The 19499-nt window shown below is 72.6% G+C and carries 17 protein-coding genes; 4 read left to right on the plus strand and 13 right to left on the minus strand.

Annotated elements, in window-relative coordinates; genetic code table 11:
* Window positions 1-272: 272 nt before the first annotated feature.
* From recX to KBY47_RS12055, 4 genes are all read right to left on the minus strand, one after another.
* A complete protein-coding gene (gene recX, locus KBY47_RS12040; protein ID WP_210921035.1) occupies window positions 273-1070 on the minus strand; it encodes a recombination regulator RecX in 798 nt (265 codons plus the stop codon).
* 3 nt (window positions 1071-1073) lie between these two features.
* On the minus strand, window positions 1074-2198 hold the full coding sequence (gene recA, locus KBY47_RS12045; RefSeq protein WP_210921036.1) for a recombinase RecA: 1125 nt from the start codon (window positions 2196-2198) through the stop codon (window positions 1074-1076).
* A 251-nt stretch (window positions 2199-2449) separates the two neighbouring features.
* On the minus strand, window positions 2450-3691 hold the full coding sequence (locus tag KBY47_RS12050; protein ID WP_374103071.1) for an AI-2E family transporter: 1242 nt from the start codon (window positions 3689-3691) through the stop codon (window positions 2450-2452).
* A 59-nt stretch (window positions 3692-3750) separates the two neighbouring features.
* Complete coding sequence (locus KBY47_RS12055) at window positions 3751-3945, minus strand: DUF3046 domain-containing protein (RefSeq protein WP_210921037.1); 195 nt, start codon at window positions 3943-3945, stop codon at window positions 3751-3753.
* 77 nt (window positions 3946-4022) lie between these two features.
* Here KBY47_RS12055 and KBY47_RS12060 point away from each other — a divergent pair, with 77 nt between their 5' ends.
* The gene (locus KBY47_RS12060; RefSeq protein WP_210921038.1) at window positions 4023-4958 is read left to right on the plus strand and encodes a hypothetical protein; all 936 of its coding nucleotides are present in this window, start codon (window positions 4023-4025) and stop codon (window positions 4956-4958) included.
* A 3-nt stretch (window positions 4959-4961) separates the two neighbouring features.
* Here the strand turns inward: KBY47_RS12060 and KBY47_RS12065 are convergent, their stop codons facing one another.
* The 3 genes from KBY47_RS12065 to KBY47_RS12075 are packed head-to-tail and all read right to left on the minus strand — an operon-like array spanning window position 4962 to window position 6831.
* Complete coding sequence (locus KBY47_RS12065) at window positions 4962-5270, minus strand: AzlD domain-containing protein (RefSeq protein ID WP_210921039.1); 309 nt, start codon at window positions 5268-5270, stop codon at window positions 4962-4964.
* Entirely contained in the window at window positions 5267-5971 is a 705-nt protein-coding gene (locus KBY47_RS12070) for an AzlC family ABC transporter permease (RefSeq protein WP_210921040.1), read from the minus strand. Before KBY47_RS12070 ends, KBY47_RS12065 begins: the two co-directional genes overlap by 4 nt.
* A 23-nt stretch (window positions 5972-5994) precedes the next feature.
* Window positions 5995-6831: an AraC family transcriptional regulator gene (locus KBY47_RS12075; RefSeq protein ID WP_210921041.1), complete on the minus strand. Its 837-nt coding sequence runs from the start codon at window positions 6829-6831 to the stop codon at window positions 5995-5997.
* 165 nt (window positions 6832-6996) lie between these two features.
* Between KBY47_RS12075 and KBY47_RS12080 the strand changes: the two genes are divergently transcribed.
* The 3 genes from KBY47_RS12080 to KBY47_RS12090 are packed head-to-tail and all read left to right on the plus strand — an operon-like array spanning window position 6997 to window position 13765.
* Complete coding sequence (locus KBY47_RS12080; RefSeq protein WP_210921042.1) at window positions 6997-11967, plus strand: ATP-dependent helicase; 4971 nt, start codon at window positions 6997-6999, stop codon at window positions 11965-11967.
* A 41-nt stretch (window positions 11968-12008) separates the two neighbouring features.
* Window positions 12009-12872 (plus strand): Fpg/Nei family DNA glycosylase, encoded by an 864-nt coding sequence (locus KBY47_RS12085; RefSeq protein WP_210921043.1) that lies wholly within the window; start codon window positions 12009-12011, stop codon window positions 12870-12872.
* A gap of 32 nt (window positions 12873-12904) precedes the next feature.
* The gene (locus KBY47_RS12090) at window positions 12905-13765 is read left to right on the plus strand and encodes an SDR family NAD(P)-dependent oxidoreductase (protein WP_210921044.1); all 861 of its coding nucleotides are present in this window, start codon (window positions 12905-12907) and stop codon (window positions 13763-13765) included.
* 601 nt (window positions 13766-14366) lie between these two features.
* Here the strand turns inward: KBY47_RS12090 and KBY47_RS12095 are convergent.
* The 6 genes from KBY47_RS12095 to KBY47_RS12120 form a co-directional block, all read right to left on the minus strand.
* Complete coding sequence (locus KBY47_RS12095) at window positions 14367-14837, minus strand: Dps family protein (protein WP_210921045.1); 471 nt, start codon at window positions 14835-14837, stop codon at window positions 14367-14369.
* Between the two features lie 179 nt (window positions 14838-15016).
* Window positions 15017-15397 (minus strand): helix-turn-helix domain-containing protein, encoded by a 381-nt coding sequence (locus KBY47_RS12100; protein WP_003993396.1) that lies wholly within the window; start codon window positions 15395-15397, stop codon window positions 15017-15019.
* Between the two features lie 109 nt (window positions 15398-15506).
* Window positions 15507-16052: a CinA family protein gene (locus KBY47_RS12105; RefSeq protein ID WP_210921046.1), complete on the minus strand. Its 546-nt coding sequence runs from the start codon at window positions 16050-16052 to the stop codon at window positions 15507-15509.
* Window positions 16049-16801 (minus strand): CDP-diacylglycerol--glycerol-3-phosphate 3-phosphatidyltransferase, encoded by a 753-nt coding sequence (gene pgsA, locus KBY47_RS12110; protein ID WP_210921047.1) that lies wholly within the window; start codon window positions 16799-16801, stop codon window positions 16049-16051. Before pgsA ends, KBY47_RS12105 begins: the two co-directional genes overlap by 4 nt.
* Entirely contained in the window at window positions 16798-18282 is a 1485-nt protein-coding gene (rimO, locus tag KBY47_RS12115; protein ID WP_210921048.1) for a 30S ribosomal protein S12 methylthiotransferase RimO, read from the minus strand. The genes pgsA and rimO overlap by 4 nt, the downstream gene beginning before the upstream one ends.
* Window positions 18283-18375: 93 nt before the next feature.
* Window positions 18376-19215, minus strand: a complete 840-nt coding sequence (locus KBY47_RS12120; RefSeq protein WP_210921049.1) for a helix-turn-helix domain-containing protein — start codon at window positions 19213-19215, stop codon at window positions 18376-18378.
* Between the last annotated feature and the right edge of the window lie 284 nt (window positions 19216-19499).

Here is a 19499-nt window from a genome sequence, read left to right on the forward strand (position 1 = left end):
CTCGGCCCGCCAGTCGCGCAGCAGGGCGATGGTGTTGGTAACGGCCAGTTCACCGGTGTCCCCGGCCGAGTTGGAGACCGTCGCGGACAGGCGGCCCTCCTCAGGGATCTTCGTGCGCGGACAGGCAGGGACACGGGCAGGCCGCCTTTTCGAGCCGTACGACTGGACGGCCGAAGCTAACCCCGTCGCAAACCGCCCGACCCCTTCCCGGCGCGCACACTAAGCCTGCACAACGGGCACCCGCGCGGTCCTGACCCGCTCCGCAGGGCGCGTCAGTACCCCTCGCCGTCCAGGAACTCCGTGTCCTCGCCCTCCTCCTCCAGCGCCTGCCGCACCACCCGCAGGGCCATGCCCTCGGGGTAGCCCTTGCGTGCGAGCATCCCGGCGAGGCGGCGGATCCGCTTGTCGCGGTCGAGACCCCGGGTGGCACGCAGCTTGCGGGCGACGAGTTCGCGGGCGGTCGCCTCCTCCTGCTCGGAGTCGAGCTGGCCGACGGCCTCGTCGATCAGCGCCGAGTCGACGCCCTTGGTGCGCAGCTCCCGCGCGAGCGCGCGCCGGGCCAGCCCCCGGCCGTGGTGCCGGGACTCCACCCAGGCGTCCGCGAACGCGCTGTCGTCGATCAGCCCGACCTCCTCGAACCGCGACAGCACCTCCTCGGCGACCTCGTCCGGGATCTCCCGCTTGCGCAGCGCGTCGGCCAGTTGCTTGCGTGTGCGCGGGGTCCCGGTGAGCAGGCGCAGGCAGATCGCCCGAGCCCGCTCAGCCGGGTCCCCTGAGGACTCCACCTTCTCGGCCCTCGACGAGAAGAAGGCGCCCCCGTCCTCTGTGTCCGCCTCTGAGAAGCCACGCCTGCGGCGCCCACGCGCCCCACGGCGCCGGCCACCGCCCGAGTCCGGGTCCCGGCGGCCGTCGTCGGGGCCGGAGGCGTCGCCGTCGTGCCCTTCGGGAAGCGGGCCGTCCCCGCGTCCGTGGTCCCCGTGCACCGGACCGGTGCCGCCTCCGATGCCCCTCCCCCGTGGGGCACCGGAGGCCGCGTACTCGTACTCGGCCCAGTCGGTTCGTCGTGTCACGGGTCAGCTCTTGGCTGCGGCGGCCTTGGTCTTGGCGGCCTTGGCCGTCGCCGGGGCCGGGGCCGCCTTGGCGGCGTCCGGGGAGGCGGTGACCGCGGCGTCGGTGCCCGGCTCGGCGGCGGGCTCCTCCGGTCGCACGCCGACGCCCAGCTTCTCCTTGATCTTCTTCTCGATCTCGTTGGCCAGGTCGGGGTTGTCCTTGAGGAAGTTGCGCGCGTTCTCCTTGCCCTGGCCGAGCTGGTCGCCCTCGTACGTGTACCAGGCACCGGCCTTGCGGACGAAGCCGTGCTCCACGCCCATGTCGATCAGGCCGCCCTCGCGGCTGATGCCCTGGCCGTAGAGGATGTCGAACTCGGCCTGCTTGAAGGGCGGCGCGACCTTGTTCTTGACGACCTTGCAGCGGGTGCGGTTGCCGACCGCCTCCGTGCCGTCCTTCAGGGTCTCGATGCGCCGGATGTCGATACGCACCGAGGCGTAGAACTTCAGGGCCCGGCCACCGGTCGTGGTCTCCGGCGAGCCGAACATCACGCCGATCTTCTCGCGGAGCTGGTTGATGAAGATCGCGGTGGTCTTGGACTGGTTCAGCGCGCTGGTGATCTTCCGGAGCGCCTGGCTCATCAGACGGGCCTGGAGACCCACGTGCGAGTCGCCCATCTCGCCCTCGATCTCCGCGCGCGGGACGAGCGCGGCGACGGAGTCGATGACGATGAGGTCGAGCGCGCCGGAGCGGACCAGCATGTCCACGATCTCCAGCGCCTGCTCGCCGTTGTCGGGCTGGGACAGGATCAGGTTGTCGATGTCGACGCCGAGCTTCTTCGCGTACTCGGGGTCGAGGGCGTGCTCGGCGTCCACGAAGGCGACCTGGCCGCCCGCCTTCTGGGCGTTGGCCACCGCGTGCAGGGTCAGGGTCGTCTTGCCGGAGGACTCCGGGCCGTAGATCTCCACGACACGGCCGCGCGGCAGGCCGCCCACGCCGAGGGCCACGTCGAGGGCGGTCGACCCGGTCGGGATGACCTCGATGGGCTCCTTCGACCGCTCGCCCATGCGCATGACCGCGCCCTTGCCGAATTGTCGTTCAATCTGTGCGAGCGCGGCGTCGAGCGCCTTCTCGCGGTCAGTGCCTGCCATGGGTTCCACCCGGTTTGCTTGAGTCGATCGCTTCACGTCCAAGACGCTAACGCCTGCCACTGACAATGCGCCCCGACGCGGGTCCGGCCTGTGGATAACCAGGGGGCATCTCGCCCCGAACCGGGACGAAATCCCCGTCAGGAAGCCTGCCGGAGCCTCCATAAGAATGGATGTTCGATTTTCGTGTCAAGCGCACCACGCGGCACTCTCGGCCCCCCGTTCCCCGTCCCGCGGCCCCCCGGCACCGCCCCTCAGGCAGGCCGCTCCTCGGACCCGGCCGCCGGTTCCCGGGCCCACAGCTGACGCGCGCGCGTGGCCAGCCGGGGCCCCGGCACGCGCCGCCGGTGCCCCTGGACTCGGGGGTCGTCGGTGACGTCGTACCGCTTCACATAGGCCCCCAGGAAGGCCTGGAGCGTGGCGACGGCCGGGATGGAGATCAGGGCGCCCACCGCGCCGAGGAGCGCGGTGCCCGCGATGACCGAGCCGAAGGCGACGGCGGGGTGGATGTCGACGGTCCTGGAGGTCAGCTTGGGTTGCAGCACGTAGTTCTCGAACTGCTGGTAGATCACGACGAAGACCAGCACCCACAGCGCGTACCAGGGATCCACCGTGAAGGCGATCAGCATGGGCAGGGCACCCGCGAGATAGGTGCCGATGGTCGGGATGAACTGCGACACCAGCCCGACCCAGACGGCGAGCACGGGCGCGTACGGGATGTCCAGGAACGCCAGCAGCACATAGTGGGCGGCGCCCGAGATCAGCGCCATCAGCCCGCGGGAGTACAGATAGCCGCCGGTCTTGTCGACGGCGATCTCCCACGCGCGCAGCACCTCGGCCTGCCGGGCGGGCGGCAGCACCGAGCACAGCGCCCGCCGCAGCCGCGGCCCGTCGGCGGCGAAGTAGAACGAGAACAGCGTGACCGTCAGCAGCTGGAACAGTCCCCCGAGCACCTGCGCGGAGACGTCCAGGACGCCGGTGGCGCTGTTCTGGACGTACTTCCGCAGCCAGTCGGAGTGCAGCAGGCTGTCCTGGATGTCGACGCGTCTCAGCTCGGTGCGGAAGGTCGTGTTGACCCAGTTGATGACGGAGTCGAGGTACTCCGGGAACCCCTCGATCATCCTGATGATCTGACCGGCGAGCATCGAGCCGAGCAGGGTGACGAACCCCGCGACCGCGACGACCAGGCCGAGGAAGACCAGGAAGGTGGCGAGCCCCCGGCGCATCCCCCGCGAGGCCATCCAGCTCACCGCGGGTTCGATGGCCAGCGCCAGGAAGAACGCGATGAGCACGTTGAGCAACAGCCCGGTGAGCTGGTGGAAGGCCCAGCTGCCCAGCTGGAACAGGGCGACGAGCGTGAGCGCCAGCACCATCGCGCGCGGCAGCCAGCGGGGCATGCGCGCGCCGGGCGCGGCGACGCCGTCGACCCGGGGCCGGGCGGACGGCGTCGAGGAGTCGGAGGGATCGGCCTGCGCGGTCTCGTCTATGGGTGCCACGGTGCAAGTCTCGCCCACGCGGGCGGTGATCGGTGCCGTGCCGCGATCTTCGTGACGGGTCAGCGCCTCTCCCGTGGCACGTTCATGACCGAGCACACCACGCGCCACACCTCCTTGGCCTCCCAGCCCGCGTCGAGCGCCTCGTTCACCGTGCGTCCGCCCAGCTCCGACATCACATGATCGCGCGCGAACGTCTCGGCGTACCCCGCACCGAAGTGCTCCGCCATCCGCTCCCAGAAGACCGTCAACCGCATGACACCAGTATCCCGCCCCTGAGTGGGGCCCGGCCGGGACCGCCTCCCGGCACCCCGCCACCCCCTACGGTCGCTCCATGGCCGAAACCGGAGCATCCCCACTCCCCCCGGCGCGCTCCCCGCTCTTCCGCGCCGAGCACTTCGTCTGGCTCACCGCGCGGGTGCTGGAGCAGCGCCTGTTCACGTACCACTTCCTGAACGGCACCGCGGACCCCGTGGAGACCGCGCTCGACGCCTACCGCAACGACGACGGCGGTTACGGCCACGCCCTGGAGCCCGATCTGCGCGGCCCGGTCAGCCAGCCGCTGCACACCGCGCGCGCCCTGCGCGTCCTGGACGCCATCGGACGCTGCGCCGGACAGCGCATCGAACGCGTGTGCCGCTACCTGACCACCGTGTCCACGCCGCAGGGCGCGCTCCCCGCCGTCGGCCCGAGCCAGCGCGGCTACCCCGCGGCCCCCTTCGTCCCCCTCCTCGACGACCCGCCCGGCGACCTGCTCACCACCGGAGCGGTGGTCGGCCTGCTGCACCGCAACGAGGTGTGGCACGCCTGGCTGTTCCGCGCCACCGACTTCTGCTGGCAGGCGGTCGAGTCCCTGGAACGCTCGCACCCGTACGAGATCGAGGCCGCCGTCACCTTCCTCGACTCCGTCCCCGACCGCCCGCGCGCCGAGGCGGCCGCCGACCGCCTGGGCCGTCTGGTCCGCGAGCACCGCCTCGCCGTCCTCGACCCGGACCACCTCGACGCCCACCCCGTGGCACCCGGCTATGCCCCCGACGAGCACCACTTCCCCCACGACTACGCGAGCAGCCCGCGCTCCCTCGCGCGCGCGTGGTTCACCGACGACGAGATGGCGTGCTCCCTGGACTTCCTCGCCGCCGCCCAGCAGGAGGACGGCGGCTGGCCCGTCACCTGGCGCCGCTGGGCACCGACCACGGTGACGGAGGCACGCCCCATGGTGACGATCGAGGCACTGCGCACCCTCAGGTCCCACGGCCGCGCCATCGGCTGAGCCTCACCCGCCCAGCGCCCGCACCCCCGCCGTCACCACCACGGCCGCCGCGACGACCAGCAGGAACGGAGCACGCAGCACCAGCGCCACGGCGGCTGCGGCCAGCCCGGCCGCCCGCGCGTCCAGCACCAGCACCCGCCCGTCGGCGAACGTCTGCTGAGCGGTGAGGGCGGCGAGCAGCGCCACGGGCAGCAGGGCGGCGAGCCGCCTCACCAGCGGCCTCTCCAGCACCCCGGCAGGGATGAGCAGCCCACAGAGCTTGACGACATAACACCCGAGAGCCGTCACACCGACGGCGATCCACACGTTCAACGATCCTCACCGCCCCGGCGCCCACGCGCCCACAGCACCACCGGCGCCGCGAGCGCCGAGACCAGCACCGGCACACCCGCGGGCAGCACGGGCAGCAGCCCCAGCCCGAGCACCACGGCAAGCCCCGCGACGGCCCGCTCGGCCCCACTCCTCAGCATCGGCGCCAGCAACGCCAGGAAGACCGCGGGCCCGGCCGCATCGAGCCCCCATGCCTCCGTGTCCCCGATGGCCTCGGCCCCCAGCGCACCCACGAGCGTGGTGACGTTCCACAGCACATAAAGACTCAGCCCGGTGACGACGAACCCGATCCGCGCGGAACGCCGAGAGGGCTGCGCCAGCGCGACGGCCGCCGTCTCGTCGATCACCCACTGAGCCGCGAACGGCCGCACCCCCCGCGGCAACGACAGCACCTGCGAAAGCCGCAACCCGTAGAACGCGTTCCGCACCCCCAGAAAAAGGGCCCCCGCCGAAGCCGCGAGCCACCCACCCCCACCGGCGAGCGCCCCCACCAACGCGAACTGAGAAGCACCGGTGAACACCAACAGACTCAGCGCACAGGTCTGCCACACGGTGAGCCCACTACCGGCCGAGGTCACCCCGAAGGCGAACCCGGACAACCCCACCGCGACACCGACGCCCAGCGCGTCCCGCACCACACGGGCATCACCGCGCGTATCCACGACAACCGTCTGATCAACCACGCCCCGGACGGTAGCCGCGCCCCTCACGCCGGTTCTTGTACGTTCTTGCGCTCCCGCTGATAGGCACCCGGAGGCACCCCCACGATCCGGCTGAAGTGCCGGTTCAGATGCGACTGATCGCTGAATCCCACCGCCACGGCGGCCTCCGCGGGCGCCGTCCCCGCCTCCAGCAGCCGCCGGGCCCGCTCCACCCGCGCATTGGTCAGCCAGGCATGCGGAGGCATCCCATGCACCTCCCGAAACGCCCGCAACAGGGCGAACGGGCTGGTCCCCAGCTCCCCCGCCAGCCGCTCCAGACTCGGCGGCGCCGCCATCCGCGCCTCCAGCACCTCCCGGGCCCGCCCCGCGTTCCGCGCCCCCGCCGACCGCACGTCCCGCCGGGGCAGAGCCCCACCGTTCGCCCAGAGCAACCGCGTCACGACAACCCGCAACAAGGTGTCCGCGGCCAGCGCGTTGCCCTCCTCGGCGGCCCGCAACACCTGATGCACGACCCTCACCGCATAAGGATCATCGACGACGGGCCGCACGAACCCCACCGCACCCCGCAACGAGGTCGTCTCAGCGGCAATCGCCCCGACCACCGCACTCGACGGATACACAGCCCCGTACCGCCACCCCTCGGGCACCCCCGCCCGCCCGGTGTGCGGCGTATCAGGATTCACCAGAGCCAGCGCCCCGGCCCCCGCGTACTGGTCACCCCCACCATGATGAAAGACCTCCACCCCGTCCACCACGGCGGCGATCACGAACTGCTCGTGCGTATGGCGCAGGAACGACTTCCGCACATACCGAGCCCGCAGCAGATCGACACCGGGCAGCTCCTCATACCGCCAGTGCCGCGCCAGCTCCCGAGACTCCATGCCCCCATTCTCATGGACCCGCGAACCCCTGGCCGGGCCCCGCCCCCGACCGCCTGATGCGCCACGCGCACCCCCACCCACGCGCAGGTGCCGCCGCAGGCACACCACACCCCGACGTATCCGCAGGTCAGCCGCATTGTCAGTCCCGAGGTGCAGGATGGACACATGGTCAGCGACGCGCAGGGCCCCCTGGACGCCTTCTCCCCCGCAACCCGCGGCTGGTTCACGGGCGCCTTCCACGCGCCCACCGCGGCCCAGGCAGGCGCATGGCAGGCCATCCACCAGGGCTCCGACGTCCTCGTCGTCGCTCCCACCGGCTCCGGCAAGACCCTCGCCGCCTTCCTCGCCGCCCTGGACCAGCTCGCCTCCACTCCCCCGCCCGCCGACCCCAAGAAGCGCTGCCGCGTCCTGTACGTCTCCCCCCTCAAGGCCCTCGCCGTCGACGTCGAGCGCAACCTCCGCAGCCCCTTGACCGGCATCCGCCAGGAGTCCGTCCGCCTCGGCCTCCCCGAACCGGAGGTCAAGGTCGGCATCCGCTCCGGCGACACCCCCGCCGCCGAGCGCCGCGCCCTGTCCACGCGCCCCCCGGACATCCTCATCACCACCCCGGAATCCCTCTTCCTGATGCTGACGTCGGCCACCCGCGACGCCCTGACCGGCATCGAGACGGTGATCCTCGACGAGGTCCACGCGGTGGCGGGCACCAAGCGCGGCGCCCACCTCGCCCTCTCCCTGGAGCGCCTGGACGAACTCCTCCCCCGCCCCGCCCGCCGCATCGGCCTCTCGGCCACGGTCCGCCCCGTCGACGAGGTGGCCCGCTTCCTCTCGCCCCGCCGCAAGGTCGAGACGGTCCAGCCGGAATCGGGCAAGGAGTTCGACCTCTCGGTGGTCGTCCCGGTCGAGGACCTCGGCGAACTGGGCGCCGCCCCGGCCACGGACGGCTCCGAGGGCGCCGAACGCCCCTCGATCTGGCCCCACGTCGAGGAGCGCATCGCCGACCTCGTCCAGAACCACCGCTCCACGATCGTCTTCGCCAACTCCCGCCGCCTCGCCGAGCGCCTCTGCAACCGCCTCAACGAGATCGCCTACGAACGAGCCACCGGCGAGACCCTCGACGAGCACCACGCCCCCGCCCAGCTCATGGGCGGCTCGGGCGCCGCCCAGGGCGCCCCGCCCGTCATCGCACGCGCGCACCACGGCTCGGTCTCCAAGGAGCAGCGCGCCCTCGTCGAGGAGGACCTCAAGGCCGGCCGCCTCCCCGCGGTGGTCGCCACCTCCAGCCTGGAGCTGGGCATCGACATGGGCGCCGTGGACCTGGTCGTCCAGGTGGAGTCCCCGCCCTCCGTCGCCTCCGGCCTCCAGCGCGTCGGCCGCGCGGGCCACCAGGTCGGCGCGGTCTCCACCGGCGTGGTCTTCCCGAAGTACCGCGGCGACCTGGTCCAGTCGGCGGTGGTCACCGAACGCATGCGCACCGGCGCCATCGAGTCCCTGAGGATCCCGGCCAACCCCTTGGACGTCCTCGCCCAGCAACTCGTCGCCATGACCGCGATGGACACCTGGCACTTCGACGACCTGCTCGCCCTGGTCCGCCGTGCCGCCCCCTTCGCGGCCCTGCCCGAGTCCGCCTTCACGGCCGTCCTGGACATGCTCGCGGGCCGCTACCCGTCCGACGCCTTCGCAGAGCTGCGCCCGCGCGTGGTGTGGGACCGGGTCACCGGCACGATCACCGGCCGCCCCGGCGCCCAGCGCCTCGCCGTCACCTCCGGCGGCACGATCCCCGACCGCGGCCTCTTCGGCGTCTTCCTCGCCGGAGCCGACCCCAAGAAGGGCGGCGGCCGGGTCGGCGAGTTGGACGAGGAGATGGTCTACGAGTCCCGCGTGGGCGATGTCTTCACCCTGGGCACCAGTTCCTGGCGCATCGAGGACATCACCCGCGACCGCGTCCTGGTCTCCCCCGCGCCGGGCGTACCGGGCAGGCTGCCCTTCTGGAAGGGCGACCAGCTGGGCCGCCCGCTGGAGCTGGGCCGCGCGGTGGGCGCGTTCCTGCGCGAGGTCGGCGCGCTCAGCGAGGAGGACGCCCGCCTCCGCCTGCTCGCGGCGGGCCTGGACGCCTGGGCCGCGGACAACGTCCTGTCCTACCTGGCGGAACAGCGCGAGGCCTGCGGCCACGTCCCGGACGACCGCACCATCGTCGTCGAACGCTTCCGCGACGAGCTGGGCGACTGGCGGGTCGTCGTGCACTCCCCCTTCGGCGCCCAGGTCCACGCCCCGTGGGCACTCGCGCTGGGCGCCCGCCTCTCCGAGCGGTACGGCATGGACGCCCAGGTCATGCACGCCGACGACGGCATCGTGCTGCGTCTGCCGGACGCCGATCTGATGGGCCTTGACCTGCTCGACCAGGAGCCCGTGAAGGGGGGCACGGAGTACGACGCCGACCAGGCCCCGGTCGGTGCCGCGGACGTGGTCTTCGACAAGGGCGAGGTCGACCAGACCGTCACCGACCAGGTCGGCGGCTCCGCCCTGTTCGCGTCCCGGTTCCGGGAGTGCGCCGCCCGCGCGCTGCTGCTGCCGCGCCGCAACCCCGGCAAGCGCACCCCGCTGTGGCAGCAGCGCCAGCGCGCCTCACAACTGCTGCAGGTGGCGGGCGAGTTCGGCTCGTTCCCGATCGTCCTGGAAGCCGTCCGCGAGTGCCTCCAGGACGTCTTCGACGTCCCCGGCCTGGTCGAGCTGATGGGCGACCTGGAGTCCCGCAAGGTCCGCCTGGTCGAGGTCACCACCCCCGAACCCTCCCCGTTCGCCCGCTCCCTCCTCTTCGGCTACGTCGCCCAGTTCCTGTACGAGGGGGACTCCCCGCTCGCCGAGCGCCGCGCCGCCGCGCTGTCCCTGGACTCACGGCTGCTGGCCGAGCTGCTCGGCCAGGCGGAGCTGCGCGAGCTGCTCGACGCCGAGGTGCTGACCGAGCTGGAGCGGGAACTCCAGTGGCTCACCGACGACCGCCGCGTCAAGGACGTCGAGGGCGTCGCCGACCTGCTGCGGCTCCTCGGCCCGCTCACGGACGCCGAGCTGGCCGAACGGGGCGCCGAACCACAGTGGGCGGGGGAACTGGCCGGGGCCCGCCGCGCCATCCGGGTCCGCATCGCGGGCGCCGACCACTGGGCGGCCGTCGAGGACGCGGGCCGCCTCCGCGACGCCCTCGGCACCGCCCTGCCCGTGGGCGTCCCGGAGGCCTTCACCGAACCGGTCAAGGACCCCCTCGGTGACCTCCTCGCCCGCTACGCCCGTACCCACGGCCCCTTCACCTCGGCGACCGCCGCCACCCGCTTCGGCCTCGGCGTCGCCGTCACCGACGGCGCCCTCCAGCGCCTCGCCGCGAGCGGCCGGGTCGTCCAGGGCGAGTTCCACCCGGCGGGCATCGGCCAGGAGTGGTGCGACACGGCCGTGCTGCGCCGGCTCCGGCGCCGCTCCCTGGCGGCCCTGCGGCACGAACTCGAACCGGTGCCGCCCCCGGCGCTCGCCCAGTTCCTCCCCCAGTGGCAGCACATCGGCAAGGGCCACAGCCTCCGCGGCCCGGACGGACTGGTGCGCGCCGTCGAGCAGCTCCAGGGCGCCTCCGTCCCCGCCTCCGCCCTGGAGAAGCTCGTCCTCCCGTCCCGCGTGCTGGACTACTCCCCGGCGATGCTCGACGAACTCACGGCGTCCGGCGAGATCGTCTGGGCGGGGGCGGGCGCCCTCCCCGGCAAGGACGGCTGGGTCTCCCTCTACATGGCGGACGCGGCCCCCCTGCTCCTCCCGCCACCGCACCCGCTGGAGCTGACCGCGCTCCACCAGTCCGTCCTCGACGCCCTCTCCGGCGGCTACGGCCTGTTCTTCCGGCAGATCGCCGACCAGGTACGCGCCACCACCCACCCCGACGCCACCGACCCCCAACTCGCCGACGCCCTCTGGGAGCTGGCCTGGTCCGGACGGCTCACCAACGACACGCTCACCCCCATGCGCTCCTTGCTGGGCTCCGGCCGCACCGCGGGTTCCACGGCCCACCGTGCCAAGCGCACGGTCCCACGCGGGCGTTACGGCTCCCTGACCGCCGCCGCACGTCCCGCGTCCCGCAGCGGCCCGCCCACCGTGGCCGGACGCTGGTCCCTGCTGCCCACCCGCGAACCGGACACCACCGTGCGCGCCCACGCCCTGGCCCGCACCCTCCTCGACCGGCACGGCGTGGTCACCCGGGGAGCCGTCGCCGCCGAGGGGGTCGAGGGCGGCTTCTCGGCGACGTACCGCATCCTGTCGGCCTTCGAGGAGACCGGTCAGGCCCGGCGCGGCTATGTGGTGGAGGGCCTGGGCGCCGCCCAGTTCGCGATGGACGGCGCGGTGGACCGGCTCCGCGCGGTGGCCAACGCCCGCGACCGCGGCGCCGCCGCCCCGCCCCCCGCCGACTTCGGCGACGGCTTCCCAGCGGACGCGGCCATGCCGACCGCCACCTTCCCCGAAGCGGAAACCGAAGCCGATACCGGTGTCCGTGCAGACGCCCCAACCGACCCCTTCGCCAACGACCCCTTCGCCACCCACGACTTCGGCGCCCCCGACCCGTTCGCCCCCTCCCCCGACGGCGGCTACGACACCCCGTCCGCCCATCCCTCCCCGGGCGACTACGTCTCCCCGCGCGACTTCGCACCCCAGGGCACACCGCCCTGGCAGAACGGCTCCCGCTCGCCGTACGACACCCACCGCACCCGCGCCTCCGCCACCTCCCGAGCGGTGGTGCTGGCAGCGGCCGACCCCGCCAACGCCTACGGCGCCGCCCTCCCCTGGCCCGAGCCGCCGGACGGCGCGAGCCACAAGCCGGGCCGCAAGGCGGGCTCGATGGTGGTCCTCGTCGACGGTGAGCTGGCGCTCTACATGGAACGCGGCGGCAAGACCCTCCTCGCCTGGCCCACCGATCCGGACACCGCACCCACCGACGATCCACGCCTCCAGGACGCCGCCGAGGCCCTCGCCACCGCCGCCCGCGCGGGCTCACTCGGCACGGTCACGGTCGAGCGCGTCAACGGCACCCCGGCCCTGACCTCCCCCATCGGCACCCTCCTGGAAGGAGCGGGCTTCATCGCCACCCCGCGCGGCCTGCGCCTGAGAGCCTGACCGGAGCCGAGCCACCCGCCCCGCCGTGTCACCCTGGACCCATGCCCGAAGGAGACACGGTCTGGCAGGCCGCGAGACGGCTGCACGGCGCGCTCGCGGGCAAGGTGCTGACCCGCTCCGACCTCCGCGTCCCGAAGTACGCCACCGCCGACCTCACCGGCCGCAGGGTCCTGGACGTCACCCCACGCGGGAAGCACCTCCTGACCCGCGTCGAGGGCGGTCTCACCCTGCACTCGCACCTGCGGATGGACGGCTCCTGGAAGGTGTACGCGCCCGGCCAGCGCTGGACGGGCGGCCCCACCCACCAGATCCGTGCCATCCTCGGCACCCCCGACCGTACGGCCGTCGGCTACCGCCTCCCCGTCCTGGAACTCCTGCGCACCACCGACGAGGACCGAGCCGTGGGCCACCTGGGCCCCGACCTCCTCGGCCCCGACTGGGACCCCGGCCACGCCCTCACCAACCTCCTGACGGATCCCGACCGCCCCCTCGGCCAGGCCCTGCTCGACCAGCGCAATCTCGCGGGCATCGGCAACGTCTACAAGAGCGAGCTGTGCTTCCTGCTCGGCATCACCCCCTGGCTCCCGACCGGAGCCCTCCCCACCGACCAGGCAGCACGCATGGTCGCCCTCGCCAAGAAGCTCCTGGAGGCCAACCGCGACCGCCCGGTCCGCTCCACCACCGGCCGCCGCGGCCAGGACCTGTTCGTGTACGGCCGCGCCCGCCGCCCGTGCCTGCGCTGCGGAACCCCGATCCGTGTCGCCGACCAGGGCGACGGCTCCCGGGAACGCCCCACCTATTGGTGCCCCACCTGCCAGCCCGGCCCGGCCCCGGCCCCCGGCAGCCCCCAGGCCCACCGAGCCCGACCGTCGAACCGCCCGAGCCGCCCCCGCCCCACCAATTGACGACCCGTCAGAAACAGCCGTACGTTGCCCACATGGCCGCCGAGCCGCACAACCCGACCCGCGAGCCCCACGCCCCCACCCCCAAGGCCCCCGCCCCCGTACCGGCTCCCGCCCGCGGGGCCCATGACCCCACCCCCAGCGCCTACGACCTCACCGGACGCACCGCCTTCGTCACCGGAGCCGCCAGCGGCATCGGCCGCGCCTCGGCGGTGCTGCTGGCGCGGGCGGGCGCCACCGTCCACTGCGCGGACCGCGACGCCCAGGGCCTGCACGAGACGGCGACCCGCATCAAGGCGCTGGGCGGCACCGCCCACCCGCACCACCTCGACGTCACCGACCGCGACCGGCTCGGGGAGGCCGTGGCCTCCTGCGGACGCCTGGACGTGCTGGCCGCGATCGCCGGGGTCATGCACAGCAGCCCGGTCCTGGAGACCAGGGACGAAGACCTCGACCGGGTGCTGGAGGTCAACTTCAAGGGCGTCCTCCACGCCTGCCAGGAGGCGGTCCGTCTGATGCTGGCCCACAGGTCCGGAGGCAGCATCGTCACCATGGCCTCCGGCGCCGTCGACACCGGCGCCCCGGGCCTGCTCTGCTACGGCGCGGCCAAGGCGGCGGTCGTGCAGCTGACGAAGACCCTGGCGGCGGAGGTCGGCAGGTACGGCATCCGGGTGAACGCGGTCGCCCCGGGCTGGATCCGCACCCCCATGACCGACCGCCCGGACAGCGAGACCCAGGCGCACACCGAGGCACGCATGGCCCGGATGTCCCCGCTCGGCCGGGTCGGCGAACCGGAGGACGTCGCCCATGCCGTCCTCCACCTGGCGTCCGACGCGTCCGCCTTCACGACGGGCCAGATCCTCCGCCCGAACGGCGGGGTGGCGATGCCGTGGTGATCACCCCTCCTCAGCCCGCCGCGCACGAGGAGCCGCACCCGCCTCCCCACCACCACTGCCCGCACCAGCCGCACCAACCTCCCCCGCCGAAACCGCAGCCGCACCGGCACCGGCACCCGCACCCGCACCCGCACCCGCACTGAAAGCCTCATCAGCCCGGGAATCACCCCCCACACCCCGCCCCAGCCTCTCCCCCCGCCAAGCCGCCCCCCACCTCCCCACCTCGACGGCCCCCACCGCCCGCCCCTTCGCCACACAGTGCACCGGCAGCAGACTCAGCCCCCACCCCCCGGCCCCGACCGCCCCCTCCACCAACCCGGCCTCCGGGGCCACCGCGAGCCGCGCCGCGGCCCACCACCACACCGCCCCCAGCCCGGCAGCGGCCCCCCACCGCGCTATCCGCCCGACCATGGCCCCGCCACCTCCAGCCCGACGCAGTGCTGCCCGACGCAGTAGGCCTTCCTCGCCCCACAGGGACGACGCTAGAGAGCCACCTCACCGGCGGGGAGGGCGCACCAGCGGCACAACGGCGCACCGCCCACCACCGCTCACCACCGACCGCTCACCACGTGCACCGACCGGCCTCGGTACGCGACCCGCCTCACGCGTGCTCCGCCTGGAACATCCAGTGGTGCTTCTCCAGATCCGCCGTGATCCCGATCAGCAGATCCTGCGACACCGGATCCGCCTCCGCGGTCGCCCTGACCCGCTCCCGCATCCGCGTGATCACCGCCCCCAGCGCGTCCACGAGCACGCCCACCGCGTCGGTGTCCCTGATCCAGCCCGCTGCCACGGCATCGATCCCGCTGTCGGAGGCGACTGTCGAGGCCCGCCCGTCGGGTGGGACCCCCAGCGCCGCGGCGCGCTCGGCCACGGTGTCGGAGTGCGTTCGCGCGGTGTCCACCACCTCGTCGAGCTGGAGGTGCACGGACCGGAAGCGCGGCCCGACGATGTTCCAGTGGATCTGCTTGCCCATCAGCGCGAGGTCCACCAGATCGACGAGTGCGCCCTGCAAGGCCTCGGAAACGGTCTTCAGATCCGGTTCCGGCAGCGGGCTCTTCACGACGTACATCCGCACCTCCGTTGGGGGGCCGCTCGGTCACTCCACGATGACCGCGGCCCTCCGATCCGGCAAACGGACCAACGCGAAAACCCCGACCCAGCTCCTCCGGTCCTGCCCGGAGGAGCCCCGGTCGGGGCCTCGTACTCTTCGTCAGCCAGTGACTCGTCGGCGCGCTCGCCGGGGAGTCGTCACGCGGCGACCACGTCCACCGCTTCGGCGGGTGCCTTGATGGTCACCCGTTCCGGTGGCACACCGGTCACCGAGACGGAACCCAGCATCGGACGAACCGGCGTGGGCACGGGCTCGCTGGGGGTGGCCGCAGCGGACTGCGCCAGCTCGGCGAGGGCGAGTTCGTCGCTCACTTCCCGCATCAGTTCGGACATCCGTACGTCCAGCGCGTCGCAGATGGCGGAGAGCAGTTCGGAGGAAGCCTCCTTCTGCCCCCGCTCCACCTCGGAGAGATAGCCGAGTGAGACTCGGGCGGACGAGGAGACTTCGCGCAGAGTACGGCCCTGGCGTTGGCGCTGCCGACGCAGCACGTCACCCAGCAGGCGACGGAGCAGAATCATCGGTGGCTCCCTCCTCGGACCGCGTAGCCGCATCCTTCACGCCCCACCGTACCGCCTTGCGCCGCGGCCGTGCGGGGAGCGATGTCGTGTTCACTCAGGGCTGCAAACATCAAAACCCCCCGTTCTGTTCCGTATCCTGTGCCCGCTCATTCCCGGTCTGTTCGCCCGTGATCTCCTGAAGGAGCAGGGCGAGTACGCTCCGTACACTCTCTCTACGAATTTCCGCCCGGTCGCCGTTCAACCGCAGCGCCCGCACTTTTCCGCCAGCGGCGGAACCGGGAACCGGCTCGACGGGCCCTTCGACGGCGACGTAGACCGTCCCGACGGGCTGCCCGTCCTGCGGGTCGGGGCCCGCGACCCCGGTCGTCGCGATGCCCCAGTCGGCGCCGAGAGCCTTCCGCGCTCCGGCCGCCATCTGGGCCGCGACCTGCGGGTCCACCGCTCCTCGCCGCGCCAGCAGGGTGGCGTCGACGCCGAGCAGTTCATGCTTCAGTTCGGTGGCGTAGGCCGTCACCGACCCCCGGAAGACCTTGGACGCCCCGGGGACCGCCGTGATCTCCGCTGCCACCAGTCCGCCGGTCAGCGACTCGGCGACGGCGACCGTCGCGCCCTGCACGCTGAGTAGTCGCACGACTTCGGCGGCCGTGGAACTCACCCTTCCGTCTCCTCCAACGCAGCCTTGCGCTCGGCGATTCCGCGCCGGCGCAGCACAATGGCCTGTCTCACATAGTCCAGCCCGGTCACCACGGTCAGGACGACCGCCGCGGCCATCACCCACCACCGCAGCGTGGCCAGCCACCCCGTCAGCGCCAGCACGTACATGCCCACGGCGACGCCCTGGGTGAGCGTCTTGAGCTTGCCGCCCCGGCTCGCCGGGATGACGCCGTACCGAATGACCAGAAAACGCAAGAGCGTGATCCCGAGTTCCCGTCCGAGGATCACCGCCGTCACCCACCACGGCAGATCGCCCAGCGCGGAGAGACAGATCAGCGCCGCACCCATGATCGCCTTGTCGGCGATGGGGTCGGCGATCTTCCCGAAGTCGGTGACCAGGTTGTACGTACGCGCCAGATGACCGTCGAACAGGTCGGTGATCATGGCGATGGCGAAGGCCGCCCACGCCAGCGACCGCCAGGCCGGGTCGTAGCCGCCGTCGGCCAGCATCAGCGCGATGAAGCCGGGCACGAGCAGCAGCCTGAGCATGGTCAGGAGGTTGGCGACGTTCCAGACGCTGGCCTGGTTGACGGCCGCGGCCGCCAGTTTCCCGCCCCGCGCCGGACGACCGTCGTCCTCCGCTCCCTGCTCACCGCCCCCGACCACGGCCGCCCCCTTGGGCTTCGGCGATCCGCCGACGGACTGCGCCCGGGAGGAGCCACCCGCGGCGGATGCCGGTGCTCCGGTCATCTGCCCGCCTCCTCACTGCCGCCGGGCCCGCCGACGAGCGAGCCCGGCAAGGGCTCGGCCACCAGGTCGACACCTTCCGTACCGACCACCTTCGCCTCGACCATACGGCCGACGCGCAGGCCTGCGCCGCTCGTGAGCAGCACCTGTCCGTCCGTCTCCGGCGCCTGGTGCGCACCGCGGCCGTGGACGCCCTCCTCGGGGTCGACCGACTCGACCAGCACCCGCACGGTTTCCCCGAGGCGCTCCTCGGCCCGCTGCGAGACCAGTTCCTCGGCCAGCCGGGAGATGTGGGCGAGCCGTTCGGCGACGACGTCCTCGTCGAGCTTGCCGCTGTAGGTCGCGGCCTCCGTGCCCTCCTCGTCGGAGTACCCGAAGACGCCGATGGCGTCCAGCCGCGCGCCGTTCAGGAAGCGCTCCAGTTCGGCCAGGTCGGCCTCCTTCTCGCCGGGGAAGCCGACGATGAAGTTGGAGCGCACCCCGGCCTCGGGCGCCTTGGCGCGGATGGTGTCCAGCAGTTCCAGGAAGCGGTCGGTGTCGCCGAAGCGGCGCATCGAGCGCAGCACGTCGGGGGCGGAGTGCTGGAAGGAGAGGTCGAAGTAGGGCGCGATCTTCGGCGTGGAGGTCAGCACGTCGATCAGGCCGGGCCGCATCTCGGCGGGCTGGAGGTAGCTCACCCGCACCCGCTCGATGCCGTCGACCTCGGCCAGCTCCGGGAGCAGCGACTCCAGCAGCCGGATGTCGCCCAGGTCCTTGCCGTAGGAGGTGTTGTTCTCGGAGACCAGCATGATCTCCTTGACGCCCTGCTCGGCCAGCCAGCGGGTCTCGTTCAGTACGTCGCTGGGGCGGCGGGAGATGAAGGAGCCGCGGAAGGAGGGGATGGCGCAGAAGGAGCAGCGCCGGTCGCAGCCGGAGGCGAGCTTCACCGAGGCCACCGGGGAGCCGTCGAGGCGGCGGCGCAGCGGCGCGCGGGGTCCGGAGGCGGGGGCCAGGCCGTCGGGCAGGTCGACGGGGCCGTGCCCCGGGAGGGCGACCTCCGCCGCGGACTCCTGCCGCTCGGCGGGGCTGATCGGCAGCAGCTTGCGCCGGTCGCGCGGGGTGTGGGCGGCGTGGATGCCGCCGCTCAGGATGGTCTGGAGCCGGTCGGAGATGTCGGCGTAGTCGTCGAAGCCGAGCACGCCGTCGGCCTCGGGGAGGGCCTCGGCGAGTTCCTTGCCGTACCGCTCGGCCATGCAGCCCACCGCCACGACGGCCTGGGTTCTGCCGTGTCCCTTGAGGTCGTTGGCCTCCAGGAGGGCGTCGACGGAGTCCTTCTTGGCGGCTTCGACGAAACCGCAGGTGTTGACGACGGCGACGTCCGCGTCCTCGGCGTCCTCGACGAGCTGCCAGCCGTCCGCCTCCAAACGGCCTGCCAGCTCCTCCGAGTCCACCTCGTTACGGGCGCAGCCAAGGGTGACCAGTGCGACGGTACGGCGTTCAGGCATGGGCTCAAGACTACTTTGTCCGACTGACAGCCCACGTCGACGGGGCTGGACCACCCTCAAGGGCGCGTCCAGCCCCGCACCGCACGGCACCGGCTAGCCGACCTGCGGGTCGCCCTTGGTGTACGTCAGCCGCTCCACGGCACCGGGCTGGAAGTCGTCCTCGATCTTCTTGCCGTTGACGTGCAGCTCGATCGCCCCGGCGTCACCGAGGACGAGGTTGATCTTGGAGCTGTCCTGGAAGGTCTTGGAATCCCCCTGTTCGAGGAGTCCGTCGAACAGGAGTCGGCCGTTGTGGTCCTTGGCCGAGATCCAGCTGCGGCCGTCGACCGCGGCGACCTGGACGGTGACCTTGTCGCGGGGCGCGGCAGCGATGGCGCTCTCGGTCGGGTCGGGCTTGGGGTCGGCGGGCTTCTTGGTCGCGGCGCTCGGCGACGGCGACGTGCTCTGCTCGGGCGCGCCTCCCTCGGCGACCTGCTGTCCGGCGCCGCCGTCGGACTCACCCTTGAACGCGGTGAACGCGACGAAGCCGACGACGGCCACGATCGCGGCGACCATGGCGGCGGTCCAGTTGGGTCCCCGTCGCTCGGGCCGGATGCGCTCCGCCTCGAACATGGGTGCGGCCGGGGTGGGGGCGGGGCGCCCGCCGTGGTCGGCGTCGTACTGGGCGAGCAGCGGGGCCGGGTCGAGGTTCACCGCCTTGGCGAGGGTCCTGATGTGCCCGCGGGCGTAGACGTCCCCGCCGCAGGGGGCGAAGTCGTCGGCCTCGATCGCGTGCACGATGACGATACGGACCCGGGTGGCGGTACTGACGTCGTCGACGGTCAGCCCGGCGGCGATGCGCGCCTGCCGCAGGGCACGGCCGATGGAGGGTCGGGCTTCCTCGGAAACGTCTTCGAACGGACGCTCGTCTTCAGGGGAGTTGCCGATGGACACGGGGGCGCCTTTCGAGCGTGTAGCCACCTGCTGGAGGTTCAGTCTAGGGGGGGTGCGAAAGGGTGAGGCAACCGGGCGGAGGGACTTTGTACGCCATCGGAATGGCCGGTCATGCCGATGGTGGGTGAGATGCCTTTCGCTTCCCTCAACTTGACGTGCGTCACAGGGAAACGGTTGCTCACTGATCCCTTACGGGTGAGTCACGATCCTGCATCCGGCCGAAACCGTGTCCGCCGTTCAGGCATCGGCCCGCTCAGCACAGGTCCGCGCACCGGGCCACCCGC

The organism is Streptomyces sp. B93, from assembly GCF_018070565.1.
In the GTDB taxonomy this organism is placed as follows: Bacteria; Actinomycetota; Actinomycetes; order Streptomycetales; family Streptomycetaceae; genus Streptomyces.